Origin of the sequence: Streptomyces plumbidurans (genome assembly GCF_019857225.1) — a bacterium.
Lineage (GTDB): Bacteria > Actinomycetota > Actinomycetes > Streptomycetales > Streptomycetaceae > Streptomyces > Streptomyces plumbidurans.
This window is the reverse complement of the sequence record NZ_JAFJSY010000006.1, coordinates 160429-176364: the sequence shown is the minus strand read 5'-3', so window position 1 is coordinate 176364 and position 15936 is coordinate 160429. Positions and strand designations below refer to the sequence as shown.

Annotated in this window: 13 protein-coding genes; 6 read left to right on the top strand and 7 right to left on the bottom strand. The window is 71.7% G+C overall.

Annotated features, from left to right (window positions below; all coding sequences use genetic code 11):
• Positions 1 to 91: 91 nt before the first annotated feature.
• Positions 92 to 355, top strand: a complete 264-nt coding sequence (locus JYK17_RS05330) for a GlsB/YeaQ/YmgE family stress response membrane protein (RefSeq protein ID WP_108012799.1) — start codon at positions 92 to 94, stop codon at positions 353 to 355.
• Between the two features lie 145 nt (positions 356 to 500).
• Here JYK17_RS05330 and JYK17_RS05325 read toward each other — a convergent pair whose 3' ends face one another.
• Positions 501 to 1421: an NAD-dependent epimerase/dehydratase family protein gene (locus JYK17_RS05325; protein ID WP_108012798.1), complete on the bottom strand. Its 921-nt coding sequence runs from the start codon at positions 1419 to 1421 to the stop codon at positions 501 to 503.
• A 57-nt stretch (positions 1422 to 1478) separates the two neighbouring features.
• Positions 1479 to 2459, bottom strand: coding sequence for an NAD-dependent epimerase/dehydratase family protein (locus JYK17_RS05320; RefSeq protein ID WP_222809877.1), 981 nt, complete (start codon positions 2457 to 2459; stop codon positions 1479 to 1481).
• Positions 2460 to 2590: 131 nt separating this feature from the next.
• Between JYK17_RS05320 and JYK17_RS05315 the strand changes: the two genes are divergently transcribed.
• The gene (locus JYK17_RS05315; protein WP_128804036.1) at positions 2591 to 3298 is read left to right on the top strand and encodes a TetR/AcrR family transcriptional regulator; all 708 of its coding nucleotides are present in this window, start codon (positions 2591 to 2593) and stop codon (positions 3296 to 3298) included.
• 788 nt (positions 3299 to 4086) lie between these two features.
• Here the strand turns inward: JYK17_RS05315 and JYK17_RS05310 are convergent.
• The 3 genes from JYK17_RS05310 to JYK17_RS05300 form a co-directional block, all read right to left on the bottom strand.
• The gene (locus JYK17_RS05310; protein ID WP_128804035.1) at positions 4087 to 4863 is read right to left on the bottom strand and encodes a GNAT family N-acetyltransferase; all 777 of its coding nucleotides are present in this window, start codon (positions 4861 to 4863) and stop codon (positions 4087 to 4089) included.
• Between the two features lie 65 nt (positions 4864 to 4928).
• Positions 4929 to 5783 (bottom strand): GNAT family N-acetyltransferase, encoded by an 855-nt coding sequence (locus JYK17_RS05305; RefSeq protein WP_222809876.1) that lies wholly within the window; start codon positions 5781 to 5783, stop codon positions 4929 to 4931.
• A 1125-nt stretch (positions 5784 to 6908) separates the two neighbouring features.
• The gene (locus JYK17_RS05300; protein ID WP_222809875.1) at positions 6909 to 7574 is read right to left on the bottom strand and encodes a chaplin; all 666 of its coding nucleotides are present in this window, start codon (positions 7572 to 7574) and stop codon (positions 6909 to 6911) included.
• Positions 7575 to 7873: 299 nt separating this feature from the next.
• Between JYK17_RS05300 and JYK17_RS05295 the strand changes: the two genes are divergently transcribed.
• Positions 7874 to 9454, top strand: a complete 1581-nt coding sequence (locus JYK17_RS05295; protein WP_222809874.1) for an alpha/beta hydrolase — start codon at positions 7874 to 7876, stop codon at positions 9452 to 9454.
• A gap of 154 nt (positions 9455 to 9608) precedes the next feature.
• On the top strand, positions 9609 to 10706 hold the full coding sequence (locus tag JYK17_RS05290) for a baeRF3 domain-containing protein (RefSeq protein WP_222809873.1): 1098 nt from the start codon (positions 9609 to 9611) through the stop codon (positions 10704 to 10706).
• 47 nt (positions 10707 to 10753) lie between these two features.
• Here the strand turns inward: JYK17_RS05290 and JYK17_RS05285 are convergent, their stop codons facing one another.
• On the bottom strand, positions 10754 to 11167 hold the full coding sequence (locus JYK17_RS05285) for an SsgA family sporulation/cell division regulator (protein WP_128804031.1): 414 nt from the start codon (positions 11165 to 11167) through the stop codon (positions 10754 to 10756).
• 399 nt (positions 11168 to 11566) lie between these two features.
• Here JYK17_RS05285 and JYK17_RS05280 point away from each other — a divergent pair, with 399 nt between their 5' ends.
• A complete protein-coding gene (locus JYK17_RS05280; RefSeq protein WP_222809872.1) occupies positions 11567 to 12979 on the top strand; it encodes a PP2C family protein-serine/threonine phosphatase in 1413 nt (470 codons plus the stop codon).
• A gap of 10 nt (positions 12980 to 12989) precedes the next feature.
• Here JYK17_RS05280 and JYK17_RS05275 read toward each other — a convergent pair whose 3' ends face one another.
• Positions 12990 to 14480, bottom strand: a complete 1491-nt coding sequence (locus JYK17_RS05275) for a DNA-binding protein NsdB (RefSeq protein WP_108012788.1) — start codon at positions 14478 to 14480, stop codon at positions 12990 to 12992.
• Between the two features lie 245 nt (positions 14481 to 14725).
• On the opposite strand from JYK17_RS05275, the gene JYK17_RS05270 reads away from it, so the two are divergent.
• Positions 14726 to 15868 (top strand): aminoglycoside phosphotransferase family protein, encoded by a 1143-nt coding sequence (locus JYK17_RS05270; protein WP_108012787.1) that lies wholly within the window; start codon positions 14726 to 14728, stop codon positions 15866 to 15868.
• Positions 15869 to 15936: the final 68 nt, after the last annotated feature.

Below are 15936 nucleotides of genomic sequence, written 5' to 3'. Positions count from 1 at the left end.
AGCCGGAGACCCGGGATTGAAACGGAACGGACTGTCCCCGTCTCCAGCGGGCATCCGGATAGTGCGGGGGACTTGACCAAGAGGGGCGGAGATGGAGATCTCAGGCATCATCAGCGCCATCGTGATCGGCATCGTCATCGGTGTGCTCGGTCGGCTCGTCGTCCCGGGACGGCAGCGCATCGGCATTCTGGTGACGATCCTCGTCGGCATCGTGGCCGCGCTGATCGGTTCGGCGATCGCCAACGCTTTCGACGTGGCCGACACCAACGGCATCGACTGGATCGAATGGCTCATCCAGATCGGCCTCGCCGCACTCGGCGTCGCCGCACTGGACCGGTCGAAGGCCCGTCGCTGACGGCCTTGTTCGCGGCCGGGACGGGGTGCGCCGGCACCCTGCCCGGCCGCGACGACGGCTGCCCGGAATCGGCGTACAGCAGCCGCATTCCGCACTCCGCCGCCCCGTGCCTGGGGCCACGGTGACGGCACGGGCAATTTGGCCGTCAACTCCGGGCCGCAAGCGCCGCGAGACCCTCCCGGGAGGAGGTGTAGCGCGGCGTCCAGCCCAGTTCCTGCTCCGCCCTCGCCGACGAGACACGCATGCTCGACGACATCATCGTGTGCGCGTACGGCATCGGGCGGGTCATCCAGTGGGGTACGGTCATCGGCTTCGGCACGCCGAACTCCTCGGCCACACACACGACATGGGCCCGGAACCCCAGCGGCGTGCGGTCCACGACGTTGTACGCCCGGCCGGGGCGGCCGCGTTCGACCGCGGCCGCCGTCGCGCGCGCGGCGTCGGTGAGCTCGACCCACGGCAGAACCCGGCCGTGGTCGCCGGGAAGGGGCAACTGCCGCTTGCGCAGCATGGGCAGGAGCGCATCGGTGCCGCCGGGGCCGTAGAAGAGGCCGAAGCGCAGGGCGATGCCCTCCAACCCCGTTGCCTCGAAGGTCAGTTGCTCCTTGACGCGCATGCCCTCCAGGTGCCGCTCCAGCTGCACCGTGGTGCCCCGCGGGCCGAAGGTGTCGTCCTCGGTGACCACATGGTCGCCGAAGTCCCCGTAGCCGTAGCCGAAGACCATCGACTCCACCACGAAGCGCCGGGCGCCGGTGGCGCGGGCGGCCTCGATGAGGTGGGTGGTGCCGGCGGTGCGCAGCGCGTCGGTGGCGTACATGTCGCGGTGGCGCATGGGTGGCTTGCGCAGGGCGGTCGCGGCGTGGATGACGGTGTCGAAGTGCCGACCGTCCACGGCCCTCAGTAGCGCGTCACGGTCCATGAGGTCGGCCCGGACGCCGTTCGCCGCGCCCCGGCCGAGTCCGGTGACCTTGTGCCCGGCCTCGGTCAGGGCGCGGGTGATGTGGCCGCCGAGGACGCCGCTCGCGCCCGCGAGGAGGATGCTCTGGTTCTTCTGGCTCGTCGTCATGCCCCTGCGACGGATCGGGCGGCCCCGGATGTGACATCCGGGCGCACGGGACCTCGGTCACCGCTGCTGCGCGAGCCACTCCCCGTACCAGGCGAGGGTGGCGTCGAGGGTCGCCCCCAGCGGCGTCGGTGCCACACCGAAGGTCTGCTCGAACGCGGACGAGTCCATGATCTGGGGCTCAGTGTGCTGGTAGAACATTTCCGCGTACTCGGCCATGAACTGCTCGTCGAAGGGCCCCACCGGGCGGGGCTCCGCCAGGACGCCGACGTTCAGCGGCCGGCCGATCCGCTCCTCGATCATCGTGTGGATCGCGCGGGTGCTGACTGCCGGAGACGTCGGCAGGTGCCAGACCCGGCCGTCGCCCTCGGGGTGCTCGCCGAGCGTGGCCAGAGCGGCGGCCACGTCCTCGATGTTGGTGTAGCTGTGCGGCAGGTCGATGTCGCCGAAGCCGAGGACCTCTCCGCCGGTGAGCGCGGCGGGGAACACGGTCGCGCCGAGGGTGGAGTTGAGCACGCCGGGGCCGACGAAGTCCGCGGAACGGCCGAGGACGACCCGGGCGCGGCCCTCTCGGTGCGCGGCAAGGTACTTCTCGTCGAGTTCGGCGCGCATACGGCCCTTGCGGCTGGTCGTCTTCCACGGGGAGTCCTCGGTCATGACCGCTCCCCCGGTCTCGCCGTACGGGTAGAGGGTGTCGAGCACGACGAGGCGGGCGCCCTCGGCCTCGACCGCGCCGAGCACCGCCTCCTGGATGCGGGGCATCACCTCTACCTGCAGGTGATAGGCGACGTTCACGCAGTGGTACACCACCTCGGCGCCCTTGACTGCGGCGCGAGCCCCTTCGACGGTGCCGACGTCGGCGGCGAAGCGCTCGACGCCGTCCAGGTCGGGGCCGTCTCCCTTGCGGTCGACGAGGCGCACGGAGTGACCCCTGCGCACCAGCTCCCTGGCGAGGGCGGTACCCGCGGGGCCGGAGCCTAGGACGGTGTGCTGGGTGCGGTGGGTGTGCTGGGCGTGCGGGTCGGAGGTGGAAGTGGTCATGGGTCAACTCCCGCGTTCGTTATTGTCTATAGCTTGCGTTATAGACTGTAACTGTTCCGATAGGAGCTAGCAAGAGTGGGACGACCGGCCCGTAGTTAAGGTGTGTCACCCGCCCAGAGAGGAGCCCGTCCGTGGCCGGAACCGCACAGAGCCCCAGAGCCCGCTACCGCGAGCAGACACGCGCGGAGATCAAGGAGGTCGCGCTCCGTCAGCTCGCCGAGGGCGGCACGGCGGCGGTGGCGCTGGTCCGGATCGCCAAGGAGGTCGGCCTGTCCGGGCCCGCTCTCTACCGCTACTTCGACAGCCGCGACGCGCTGCTGACCGACCTGATCCGCGACGCCTACGCGGACCTGGCCACAGCCGTCTCGACAGCCGCGGACGCCCTGCCCCCGGACACGTCACCGCGCGCCAGGGCGCGGGCACTCGCGGGAGCCTGCCGCGCCTGGGCGGTCGCGCAGCCGCACCGCTATCTGCTGATCGAGGGCACGCCGGTGCCGGGCTACACCGCTCCCGCCGACACGCTGGACAGCGCGCGAGCTGTCCTCGAACCGTTCCTGGCGGTCTTCGACGGGGCCGAACCGTCTGCTGCCGTCCGCCCCGTGGTCGAGCAGATGACGGCCTGGGCCGAACGGGACACGACCGTCGCACAGTGGGCGCGCCCCCGGACGCCCGGCGGATCGGCGGGCGTCGCCCTGGCCGGTGCCGTTCTCGCCTGGTCCCATATGCACGGGGCCATCGGTTTGGAGGTCTCCGGCCAGTTCGAGGGCATGGGCCATGGCGGAGACACCCTGCTCACGGCGCAGATGGATGTGCTGGGGGATGCGTTTGGGTTGGATTGAGGGGGAGGGTGGTGGTTTTTTGCGCCGGGTGGAATAGGGGTGCCGGGCGGGCGGGCGGTGGTTTTTTCGCTGCGCGGATGGGGGGGGGCCGGCGGGCGGTCGGGGGCTTTGTGCCGTGCGGGTGGGGGCCGGCGGGCGGTGGCTTTGCGCCGACCCGACGGGAGGCACGGTGCGGGCGGGCGGCGGCTTGCCCCGAGCGGACGAGGGGCAGCGTTCGGGCGGACAGCAGCATTGCGCCGACCCGCGAGAGACAGCGTGCGAGCGGGCAGCGGCTTTGCCCCGAGCCGACGAGAGGCAGCGGGCGGGCGGACAGCTGTATTGCACCGACCCGACGACAGGCGGCGCGCGAGCAACCGGCGGCATTGCGCCTACCCAACGAGAGGCAACGAGCGGGCGGGCGGCAGCATTGCGCCGACTCGGCGAGAGGCGCCGTGCGGGCGGCGACTTAGCGCGGACCCGACGAGAGGCAACGGGCGGACAGCGCCGCCGCGCTGACGCTCACCGCCCCGGCGACGGCCGACGTTCAGGGCGACGCGCACGCCACCGGACCGACGGGCGTAATCGTTGCGTCGGCCCTCATGTTCCCGGCGCCCCGCCCCCGGGAACCTCCATCGACCAGCGGACGATCAGCACACCGCGCCGCACGCGGCACCTCCACCCCAGCACTCGACGCCCGTACGAGCACGTCATCCCGGCGACAGCCGTACGCCTGGCAACAGCCGTCATCCTGGCCGGCGCCACGAACCAGGCGCCCCGGTCAAACCCGGGACCTACCCGGGACCCGCCCCCTACGGCACATACACCCACGGAGTCGTCGTAGTCAGCGGTTCGAAGCCGAGCCGTTCGAGGATGGGGCGGCTCTGGTTGGAGGCGTCGACCTGGAGGTAGCGGTAACCGCGGTCGGCCGCTGTGCGGGCGCGGTGGGCGACCAGGGCGCGGTAGATGCCGCGGCCACGCCAGGCGTCCACGGTGCCGCCGCCCCACAGGCCCGCGAAGCGGGTGCCGGGCACGAACTCCATGCGCGCGGCGCTCACCGGCACGTCACCGGCGAGCGCGACGGTGGCGACGACCGTGTCGGGCTCCCGGGTGAGCCGGGCCAGCAACTGGTCGCGCATCCGGGAGCCGTCGGTGCCGAAGGCCTTCTGGTGCACGTCCGCCACCAGGTCCACGCCCGCCGCGTCGGTAACCGGAAGCAGACGGATGCCCTCGGGCGGTTCGGCGTCGAGGTCGAGTTCCGCGACCTCGGCGATCATCAGCGTCTCCTCCGGTTCGGGCGTGAAGCCGGCGGCCCCGAGCCGCTGCCCCAGGTCCGCGGGCCGGTCGTGCCCGTACACCTTCCACTCGAACTCGTGGCCCAGCCCGGAGAAGTACGCGACCTGCGCGGCGATCGCCGCGTCCGCGTCGGTCTCGTCCAGGTCGGACCACACGACCCCGTTCCAGCCGCGGGCCGAGGCGACCTGGCGAACCACTCCGCCGATCCGCTCGACGCGCGCGTCGGGACCGTCCGGCTGCGCGCCTTCGCGCATGTCACGGTCGAAGAGCGAGAGCACAGCCTCATGGTCCATGGCCTCACTCCAGCATCCGGGGGCCACCGGAGCAACGCCTTTACCGTCCGCCGCAGTTCAGACCCTCAGCCGAGTTCCAGCGTCGTGACGCCGAAGACGCGCTCCCGGGCGTGCGGCCGGACCGGTCCCGTGTACATGCGGGCCGTCTCGAAGGAGGGCCGAAGCCCCGCCCGCTCCGCCAGGGCGATGCCTGCCACATTCGTCCCGGGCACGTCCAAGGCGACCTCCCGACCGGCTGCCTCGGCGGCGAGGGCCGCGAACACCGCCTGCGCGTCCTCGGGGGTGTCGGCGAAGAGCGGGCCGATACGGAGACTGTCCTGGGCAGGGCGGAGCACGCCGTAGCCGGTGACACGGTCGCGTGCGCGGCGGACGACGGCGTAGTGCCCGGGGCCGGTGAGCCAGTGGGCCAGGAAGCGGGGGCGGTCGGCCGGGCAGCAGGCGCCGTCGTAGGCGGTGACGTCGGCGTGGTCGCCGGGCCGCAGGATGTGGACGTCGGCCGGTACGTCCGTGACGGACGCGACGCCCGTGAACCGGACGGTGCGGTGGGCGAGTTCGAAGCCGGAGCGGCGGTAGTTGTCCTGCTGGGCCACCACCCCGTCGAGTCCTATGGTGCGGGTGCCCGCGTGGGCCAGCGCGGACTTCCACGTCGTCAGGCCGTGTCCGCGCCCGCGCAGGTCAGGCCGTACTAGATAGCAGCCCAGGAAGGCGTAGCCGTCGCTGTAGTTGACGACGGAGATCGCCGACACCGGCTCCCCGTCGATCCGGCCGAGGAAGAACCCCTCCGGGTCCTGCGCGAAGAAGGCCGGTCCGTCGGCCACGCCCGGGTTCCAGCCTTCGTCCGCGGCCCATCCGGCGATGACCGGCCAGTCGTCGGGACCAGCCTGGGTCACGACGAGGTCTTCGAGGGCGGCGGCGGTCATGCGTGCGCTCCATTCCATGGCGGGACGGCGAATCCGGCGCGCGGTGATCGACCGCGCCCGCAGCATCCTTGCGGATCTTGACGAACGCGTCACGGTGGGATTGAGCCGATGCCCGGCAGCGTTATGGCCACGGAGGGTCCTGCCGGGCCTGATGACCGGCAGGACCCTCCGTGACCACTGCCGCGGGCACCGCGATCAGCGCATCACCCGGCGCCGAACCCCACGGCGGAAGGCGCCGCCCAAAACCAGCGCGGCACCCGCCACCGCGACGGACAGCGCCCGGCCATCAACCCGACACCCGACCAGTCCACGACCACCAAGGGCCCCGCCGGCCATCACGACCGACAGGCCCCTCGACGACCACTGCCGCGAGCCGCGCGATCAGCGCATCACCCGGCGCCGAACCCCACGGCGGAAGGCGCCGCCCAGCACCAGCGCGACACCCACCACCGCGACGGACAGCGCACGGCCTTCAAGCCGACACCCGGCCAGTCCACGACCACCAAGGACCCCGCCAGCCATCACGACCGACAGGACCCTCCACGACCCTTGCCGCGAACCGCACGGTCAGCGCATCACCCGGCGCCGAACCCCACGGCCGAGGGCGCCGCCAAACACCAGCGCGACACCCACCACCGCGGCAGACACCGCCCGGCCATCAACCCGACACCCGCCCAGTCCACGACCACCTAGGACCCCGCCAGCCATCACGACCGACAGGCCCCTCGACGACCACTGCCGCGAGCCGCGCGGTCAGCGCATCACCCGGCGCCGAACCCCACGGCCGAGGGCGCCGCCAAACACCAGCGCGACACCCACCACCGCGGCAGACACCGCCCGGCCATCAACCCGACACCCGCCCAGTCCACGACCACCAAGGACCCCACCGGCCATCACGACCGACAGGCCCCTCGACGACCGCTGCCGCGAGCCGCGCGATCAGCGCATCACCCGGCGCCGAACCCCACGGCCGAGGGCGCCGCCAAACACCAGCGCGACACCCACCACCGCGGCAGACACCGCCCGGCCATCAACCCGACACCCGCCCAGTCCACGACCACCAAGGACCCCACCGGCCATCACGACCGACAGGCCCCTCGACGACCGCTGCCGCGAGCCGCGCGATCAGCGCATCACCCGGCGCCGAACCCCGCGGTGGAGCGCGGCTCCGCCCAGCACCAGCGCGGCGCCCGCCACCGCGGTGGGCAGGGTGCGGTCGGTGCCGGTGTGGGCGAGGGTGGCCGTGGGGCGCGGTGGGGTTGCGTGCTGGGCGGTCACCGGACGGGGATGCGCCTTGGGCGGGGCGGAGTGCTGCGGGGTGGGCTCGGTGCAGTGGTGGCCCGAGGCGTTGGTGGACTCGTTGCCGGTGGCCGCGTTGCCGACGCCGACCACGTTCGCGCTGTTCCCGCTGATGTTCACCGGCAGGTGAACCGGCAGCTGGACGGTGTTGCCGGAGACGACGCCCGGCGAATCCTTTCCGCTTCCCTCGGCCGAACTGCCGCCGCGGGCGGCGCCGTCCGTCGCGTGCTCATCGCCCGTGCTCTTGTTGGTGCAGCTGTTGCCCACGGCCGGGTTGAGCAGCCCCACCACGTTCACCGTGTTCCCGCACACGTTCACCGGGACGTCCACCGGGAGCTGGACGGTGTTGCCGGAGATCACGCCGGGCGAGTCGGCCGAGGCACCGTTCGCGGAGGCGCCGTCGGCCGCAAAGGCCGTCACCGGCGCCGTCAGCGCCATCGCGCCCGACGCAGCGGCGACGGCGATCAGACCGTTTCGGGTAACCCTTCTCATAGGTTCCCTGCCTTCCAGACATGGTCGCGGGCACGTACCCCGCGCCGGAGAAGCGGGCACCTGCCCGCATGGTTTAAAACGCGGGCGAACCATCCGGGTTATGGCTTATCGGTCTTTCACCCCATCGAGCGGCACGGTTATCGAACTAGCAGCAAAACTGTCGTACGACCGCGGAGGGGCGCACAGGGTAGGGCACCCGGCACGGTCCCGCTGGTCCGGAGGCGGGCCCCGCGACGCCCGCTTATCGTGATCGAGGACGTCGCGCTCCCGGTCCCCGGCAGGCGTCCCTGGAGGCATCCATGCTGGCCAAGTTGTCGACGCGGCCCGCTGTCGTCCGACGTTGCGCCGCCACCGGAGCGACCGCACTGGCCCTGGTGGGCGCGGGCCTGCCCGCCATGGCCGCGGACGGCACCGGCCCCGGCCTGACGCGGTTCTACGGGCAGCAGGTCAAGTGGTCCACGTGCAAGGGCGAGGAGATGCCCAAGGACCTGCAGTGCGGCAAGGTCACCGTCCCCCTCGACTACGGCAGGCCCGGGGCCGGCACGCTCGACCTGGCGCTCGCCCGCTATCGGGCGACGGGCAAGAAGCGCGGCTCGGTCGTGCTGAACTTCGGCGGCCCCGGCGCCGCGGGCGTCAGTGAACTCGCCGCCGGCGGGGACGACTTCATGGGCCTGACCAACGGCTACGACGTGGTCTCCTTCGACCCGCGCGGGGTCGGCCGGTCCTCGCCGGTCAGCTGCGGGGACGGGGCCGCCGAGGACGCGATCGCCTCCTCCGGGGGCGCCGAGGCCGACCATCCGCAGGCCGTGCTCGAGCAGTTGAGGAAGGCGGCCGCCGAGTGCGCGAAGCATTCGGGCCCGGTGCTCCCCCACATCGGCACGGTGAACTCGGCACGCGACCTGGACGTGATCCGCAAGGCCCTGGGCGACAAGAAGCTCAACTACCTCGGATTTTCCTACGGCACCCGGCTCGGCGCGGTGTACGCGGCCCAGTTCCCCAAGAAGGTCGGCCGGTTGGTGCTCGACGGGGTGGACACGCTCACCGAGCCGATGTCCGAGCAGGGGGTCGCGGGCGCCGAGGGACAGCAGACGGCGCTCGACGACTTCATCGACTGGTGCGCCGAGGACATCGCGTGCCCGTTCGGGCAGGACGCGCGCGACGCCCGTGAGCAGGTCGTGCAGCTCGTCCACTCCCTCGACAAGGACCCGGTGCCCACGGACTTCGGTCAGGACTTCACGGGACAGGATCTCGTCGGCGCCATCAGCCAGGCGCTCTACAGCGAGCAGTTGTGGCCCTCGCTGGAGCGCGCGATCGCCGAACTCGTGGAGGACGGCGACACCCGCGGCGTCATGGGCTTCGCGAGCGGCGGCGCGGGGCTGCCCGTGCGGCAGCACCGCAGCAACGGGCTGGTCGACGAGAACGACGTACCGCTCGACAACCTTCCTGCGGCGCTGATGGCGATCAACTGCGCGGACGACCCCGACCGTCCGGCCGCCGCCACCATCGTCAAGGAACTCGGCAAGCTGCGCACCGAGTACGAGCAGGCGTCACTGGTCTTCGGCCGCTACCGCCTGACCGAACTGCTGATGTGCTACGGCCGTCCCAAGGGCACCGACTACATCCGCGAGGACGTACGGGACGTCCACACGCCCAAGATGCTGCTCGTCGGTACCCGCGGCGACCCGGCGACGCCGTACCGCTGGACCGTGGAGACGGCCGAGCGGCTCGGCGACTCGGCCGTGGTGCTCGACAACAAGGGCGAGGGGCACACCGGTTACGCCTCCTCCAAGTGCGTGCACGGCAAGGTCGACACGTTCCTGCTCTACGGCAACCTGCCGCCGACCGGCAGCTCGTGCGGGCCGGAGGAGGACGAGCACTGAGGTCCGGAACGGCGGCGCAGGTCGCGCGGTGGGGACCGTCACGGTGATCGCACCGGGCGGTGGCCGACGCCGGGCCGGACCTTGCGAATTGCCCTGTATGCCTGCTGCTGCCGCCCCTGATGCCCGATCGGCGAAACGGACCTATGGTGCTGTTATGGAGCACGACCTGAGTCCGTCCACGCTGTCCGAGCTCCGGCGCCCGCGCGTCTATCCGGCCGTGTCCGTGCTGACGCCGACGCATCGTCGAGAGCCCGAGAACACCCAGGATCCGGTCCGGCTGCGCAATGTGGTGGCCGAGGCCAAGAAGCAACTGGAGGCCGATCCCGCAGTGACGCGGGAACGCCGTCTGGACGTGGTCCGTCAGCTCGACCAGGCACTCACGGAGGTGGATCTGGCGCACGCCGAGGACGGTCTGGTGATCTTCGCCGCTCCGGGCGAGCACCAGGTGTGGTCGCTCGGCCGTACCGTCCCGGAGCGCGTGGTGCTCTCCGACACCTTCCTCACCCGCAACCTCGTCTCCGCGCAGGCCGCCGAGCGGCCGTTCTGGGTGCTGTCGGTCTCCGCCGACCGGGCAACGCTGTGGAACGGGGGTGCGGACCGGGTGGCGGAGGACGGTGCCGGCGGGTTCCCGCTGACCAGGAGTCCGCAGAACTTCGACGCCGAGCGGCAGGAGCGGATCGGCGACATGCCGAGCACCTTCCGCGACGAGGGCACCCGCCATTTCCTGCGCGAGGCCGACGCCGCGATGGGCATGGTGCTGCGCGATTCCCCACGGCCGCTGTACGTCACCGGTGAGCCGGCCGCTCTGTCGCTGATGGACGAGGTGGGCGGGGTGACCAAGGAGGCGGTGCACGTGCCGCACGGCGGTCTCGCGCACGGCACCCCGGACGCCGTGTGGCAGGTGATCCGGCCCGTGATCGACTCCGTGGCCCGCGAGAACAGCGACGAGGTGGCGCGGGAGCTCGAAACGGCCCGTGGCCGCAAGGCGTTCGCGGCCGGTGTCGACGAGGTGTGGCAGAGCGCCCGCGAGGGCCGCGTACGTCTGCTCGCCGTCGAGGAGAACTACCGCGTCACCATGCGCGACACGCACGGCGACCATCTGGTGCCCGCCGACAGCGGCGAACTCGACGCGCGCGAGGACATCGTGGACGAGATCGTCGAGCAGTGCCTGGAGACGGGCGCGGACGTGCGCTTCGTCCCCGACGGGATGCTCGGCGACGCGACCGGCATCGCGGGCATCCTGCGCTACTGAACGATCCGGGGCCCCCGGCCCGGACGTACCGGCTCGGGGGCTTCGGTTCAGACGCTGCCGAACAGTGAGCCCAGACTCTGCTCAACGGCCGCGCCGATGTCCTCCTGGCCCGCCGGCACCGCGGCATAGGTGCGCAGCAGGAACCGCCGCAGTTCGGCCGTTTCGAACCGGATCAGGGCCAGGCCGTAGGGCGAGTGCAGTTCCATGACGGCTTGGGTGGGACCGCACGGCCAGATGTGCACGTCACCCGCGCCGGCCGGGCCGCGCAGCCCCTCGTCCAGCAGGGCGCGGCCGAACGTCCAGGTGACCGCCGCGCCGTCGAGGGAGATCTCGGGCGGGAAGTCGAGGTGGACGGCCAGCGGGTCCGTGGAGACATAGCGCAGGGTGACCGGAGCGGGCAGCTCCTGCTCGTCGGCGGTGATGAGGCGGCCGCGGGCAGGCTGCTCGAGCGTGATGTCCATGCTTGTACGACCCCGCTGATGCCGATCGCATTACGGGGAAGCGCTTTCCAATTTCTGTGACCTGCATCACGTCGCGATCAGGATTGGACGCGGCTCACGTGAAGCGCCGCGGGGCCCCGGGCCGCCGTAGAACAGACAGCCGTCGAACGCGCGACTGAACGTGCGGCCCATGCCCCCGACGGCACCCCGAATCGCGTACGCTGCCTACGACTTGGCCGGTCGGCGCACGTACACCATGCGTACCGCACGCCCCCTCCATGGGGACTGTGGCATATGTCAGAAGCACCACCGTATCGTGTCTTGCCAAATCTCTTACAGGCAGTCGCGCGCTGTGCAAGAGTCGTAACGGTCCCCCAGAGCAGTCAGCCCCGGTCGTTCCGTCCCGCCTCGGAGTGCGCCATGCCGTCCCATCTCTCCGCGGATCGCCCAGCCGCCGAGCCGCCAGGACGCGGCTCGGTCGACGCGTTGATATCGCAGACGCGGCGGCTCAAGGGCGACGTGGACGCCGTCCGGCGGGACGCACACGGCGACGGCTCGGACCCCCAGGAACGCTGGCAGCGCGCGCTCTACGACCTCGCGCTGCACCAACTCACCGACATCGACGCCCACTTGGGGCAGCTGCGGGACGGACCGTCCCCGGCGCCCAAGGCCACGGAGACCCGGGCCGGCGCGCCCGCGTCCCGGCGCGGCTCGCTGCTCAGCCGGGTCGGCAGCGCCGAGTGGAACCTGCTGACGGACGAGGCGAGCTGGTCCGGCGAGCTGTTCCAGATCCTGGGCCGCGACCCCGCGGCGCCCCCGCTCAGCCTCGACGAACTGCCCGCCGTGGTCATGGACGAGGACCGCACGAAGCTGACGACGATGGTCACGGACTGCCTCGTCGACGCCAAGCCCATCGACGGCGAGTTCCGCATCGTGCGCCCGGACGGCGAGGTGCGCTCGGTGCACATGATGGGCGAACCGGTGCTCGCCGCCGACGGCAGCACCGCCTCGATGTGGGCCGTGCTGCGCGACGTCAGCGAACTGCGCCGCAGCCAACGGGTGGTGAGCGAGACCCGTGACTCGCTGCAGCACCAGCACCGCGCGCAGACCGAGCGCCGGCTCGCGGTCGAGCTGCAGGAGGCCGTGCTGCCGCCGTGGCGTGGCACCCTGCGGCTCCCGCACGACGGGCCCGAGACCCTGGATCTGGCGGCACGCCATCTGCCGTCGACGTCGAGCGACCTGATCGGCGGCGACTGGTACGACGCGCTCGAACTGCCCGACGGACAGACCCTGCTGAGCGTCGGCGACCTCACCGGGCACGGCGTCGCCGTCACCTCGGGCATGGCGACGCTGCTGGGCGCCGTACGCGGCATGGCGATGGCCGGCACCGAACCCGGGCAACTGATGTCCTGGCTCAACCAGTTACTCGACGCCACCGTGCAACCCGCCCTCGGCAGCGCCGTCTGCTGCCGCTACCGCCCCGAGACCCGCACGCTGACCTGGGCGCAGGCCGGACACCCCGCCCCGCTGCTGTTCCGGCGCGGGACGGGGCGCAGGCTGGGCGCACCGGGCGGAGTGCTGCTCGGTGCGACCTCGAACGCCTCCTACGAGCAGGCCGAAGAGACCCTCGAGCCGGGCGATCTGCTGCTGCTGCACACCGACGGGCTGGTGCCCGGGCGCACGGTGACGCAGACCGTGAACCGTCTCCTCGACCTGGCCCCCCGCTTCGGCGGAGCCCGGACCGCACAGGACTGCGCGCGGTTGGTCGTGGAGGAGTTCGGCGCGGCCGAACGCGAGGACGACGCATGCGTACTCGTCGCCAGGGTGTTGTGAAGCGCACCCCCTACACCCGTGCGCTGCTGCCGCCCTTCGCCGCCCTGGGCAGCGACAGTTTGATCTCCTCCCGCAATTCGTGGATCTTCGGATAGCTGGAGTACTCCGCGGTGAGCCGGTACATCTGGCGCAGCCGGTCCCAGGTGCGGTGGGAGGAGTTGGTTCCCATCGACATCAGGGCCAGGCGGGCGTAGCGGTCCGCCTGTTCCGGGTCGTCGGCGATGAAGCAGGCCGAGGCCATGGACAGGAAGTCGAAGATCTTCGACCGCTGCCGTCCGTCGACCCGCAGGGCCAGGGCCTTCTCCGCGTAGTGCTGGGCGTGCACGGCCGCTCCGGGCTCGTGCTCGGCCAGCGTGCGGTAGGCCAGGGCCTGCATGCCGTAGAGGTCCTCCTCCTTGAACATCTGCATCCAGCTCGGCGGCGGCACGTCGCCGCTGTCGGAGACGAAGAGGTCCTCCGCCAGGCCGAGCGTGCGGCGCATCGCCTGGCCCTTGCCCATGGAGGCCTGTGCCCAGGCCTCGATGGTGTACAGCATCGCCCTGGTGCGCGGCAGCACCTCTTCGCCGGAACCCGACTGGGCGAGCTTCATCAGGTCGAGTGCGTCGTCGGGCCGGCCGAGGTGCACCATCTGGCGAGCCGCTCGGGAGAGCGCCTCCCCGGCGCGTGGCCGGTCGCCGCCCTCACGGGCCGCATGGGCGGCGATGACGAAGTACTTCTGGGCCGTGGGCTCCAGGCCGACGTCGTGCGACATCCAGCCCGCGAGGACGGCGAGGTTGGCGGCGACGCCCCACAGGCGCCGCTGGAGATGGTCGGGGTGACGGTAGGCGAGCATGCCGCCCACCTCGTTGAGCTGGCCGACGACCGCCTTGCGCTGCAGCCCGCCGCCGCGGGCGGCGTCCCAGGCCCTGAAGACCTCGACCGAGCGCTCCAGTTCCTCGATCTCCTGCGACCCGATGGGGGCGGCCTCGAAGCGGTCGTACCCAGCGGGGTCGGCGTGCAGGGGATTGTCGTAGTCGGGAGCGTCGGCGGAGAGGGTCGGATCGGTGTGCAGCCAGTCGTACATGGCGCTGCTGAGTGCGGATCCTGCGGTGAGCGCGACACCCGCGCCCACCAAGCCGCGTCGGTTGAGCATGAGGTCCATTCCCGTGAATTCGGTGAGGACCGCCGCTGTCCGCTCGGGCGCCCACGGCACACCGTCGGGATGTTCCGCGCTCCCGGCGTCCTGCCGCTTCCCCGTACGCCCGTGCCGGACCAGACCGAGGTCCTCGATGGTCACGACACGGCCGAGACGCTCGGTGAACAGAGCCGCCAGCACCCGCGGCACCGGATCGCGCGGGATCTCTCCCATGTCGATCCAACGCCGCACCCGGGAGGTGTCGGTCGACAGCTGGGGGTGGCCCATGGCCGCCGCCTGCCGGTTGACCAGCCTCGCGAGTTCACCCTTGGACCAGCCGGCCAGGCCGAACAGGTCCGCCAGGCGGGTGTTGGGTTGTCCGCTCACGTCAAGCCCCCAGGTTCTCGGCTGAGTTGACAGTAGCCCGCTGCAAGTTGCCGGGCGACTATTCGCCAGGGTTCGCCAGGGTCCGCCAGATGGTGTGCCACTGGCCGACGGGTGTCAGGTAGGAACGCGCCACCCCGACCCGGTCGCCTGTCGCAGGACGGGATGCATTCCCCCAGGGTGCACCCAAGGGACCGGGCCGGGTAGCGCACTGTCGTCGCAGGCACACGAAGGGATCTGTTTCGCCCATGTACGCAGCATCGTCCTCCGTGTCCGCACCGCCCCGGCCGCTGCGCCCCCGCCCGGCGGACAGCGGCCCGTATCTCGACCCCGGGGCACGTCCGGCGGCCCCCGCGCTCGGCGCGGGCCGGCCGCGGCGCGTGCCGGGGCTCGGCACCCAACCGCTCAGCGGGAGACTCGACTTGTCCGGCCCCCAGGGCGCCCAGCTGCGTACGGCCATCGCGTCGGTGCACCGGATCTGCCCGGAGTTCGCTCCGGTGCAGGTGCTGCGCCGCAGTGGCCGCTCCGTGCTCCTGGTCGGCACGACCGGGCGCAGCACGGCCGTCGCCAAATGCTTACTGGACCACTCCCCCGTCTGGACCGAGCGGATCCGCCACGAAATAGCGGCGTACCGCTCGTTCGTCCGGCACCGCCCGCCCGTGCGGGTGCCGAGGCTGATCGCGGCGGACCCGGACAACTGCACACTGGTCATCGAGCGGATGCCGGGACGGGTGGCGGCGCTGCAGCGGCACCCGGCCGAGGCCCCGCCGCGCGCGGACATCAGGATGGCGCTCGGCGCGGTCTGCCGGCTCAACGCCTGGCGGCCGCCGGCCGGCACCTTCGATGCCCCGCTCGACTACGCGGCCCGCATCTCCCGCTACCACGAACTGGGTCTGCTGACCGACCGCGACATGGGCGACCTGCAGAAACTGGTGCACGGCATCGCGCACACCTCGGGCCGGCAGGGCATGGGCCAGTTCTGCCACGGCGACGCACTGCTCTCGAACATCCTGCTCTCACCGGCCGGTCCAGTGCTGGTGGACTGGGAGCACGCGGGCTGGTACCTGCCGGGTTACGACCTGGCGACGCTGTGGTCGGTGCTCGGGGACGCACCGGTGGCCCGTCGTCAGATCAGTCAGATCGCGCAGTCGGCGGGCCCGGCCTCGCGCGATGCCTTCCTGGTGAACCTGATGCTGGTGCTGACCCGGGAGATCCGCACCTACGAGACGGCCGTGCAGCGTTCGATGCACGACACGGCCCCGGCGGCACCGGGCACGGCCCACCCGGGTGCTGCGCCGTCCGGCGAGGAACAGCGGCTGCTGCTGAGGCGGCTGCACGACGACTGCCAGCTGGCCCGCAGGGCCGTACGCGCGGCGGTCGGCACTCGCTGACGGGGACGAAGGTCCGCGATGCGCACGGGGGGGTGCGCACCGCGGGCCTTTTGTATATGCAAAAACCT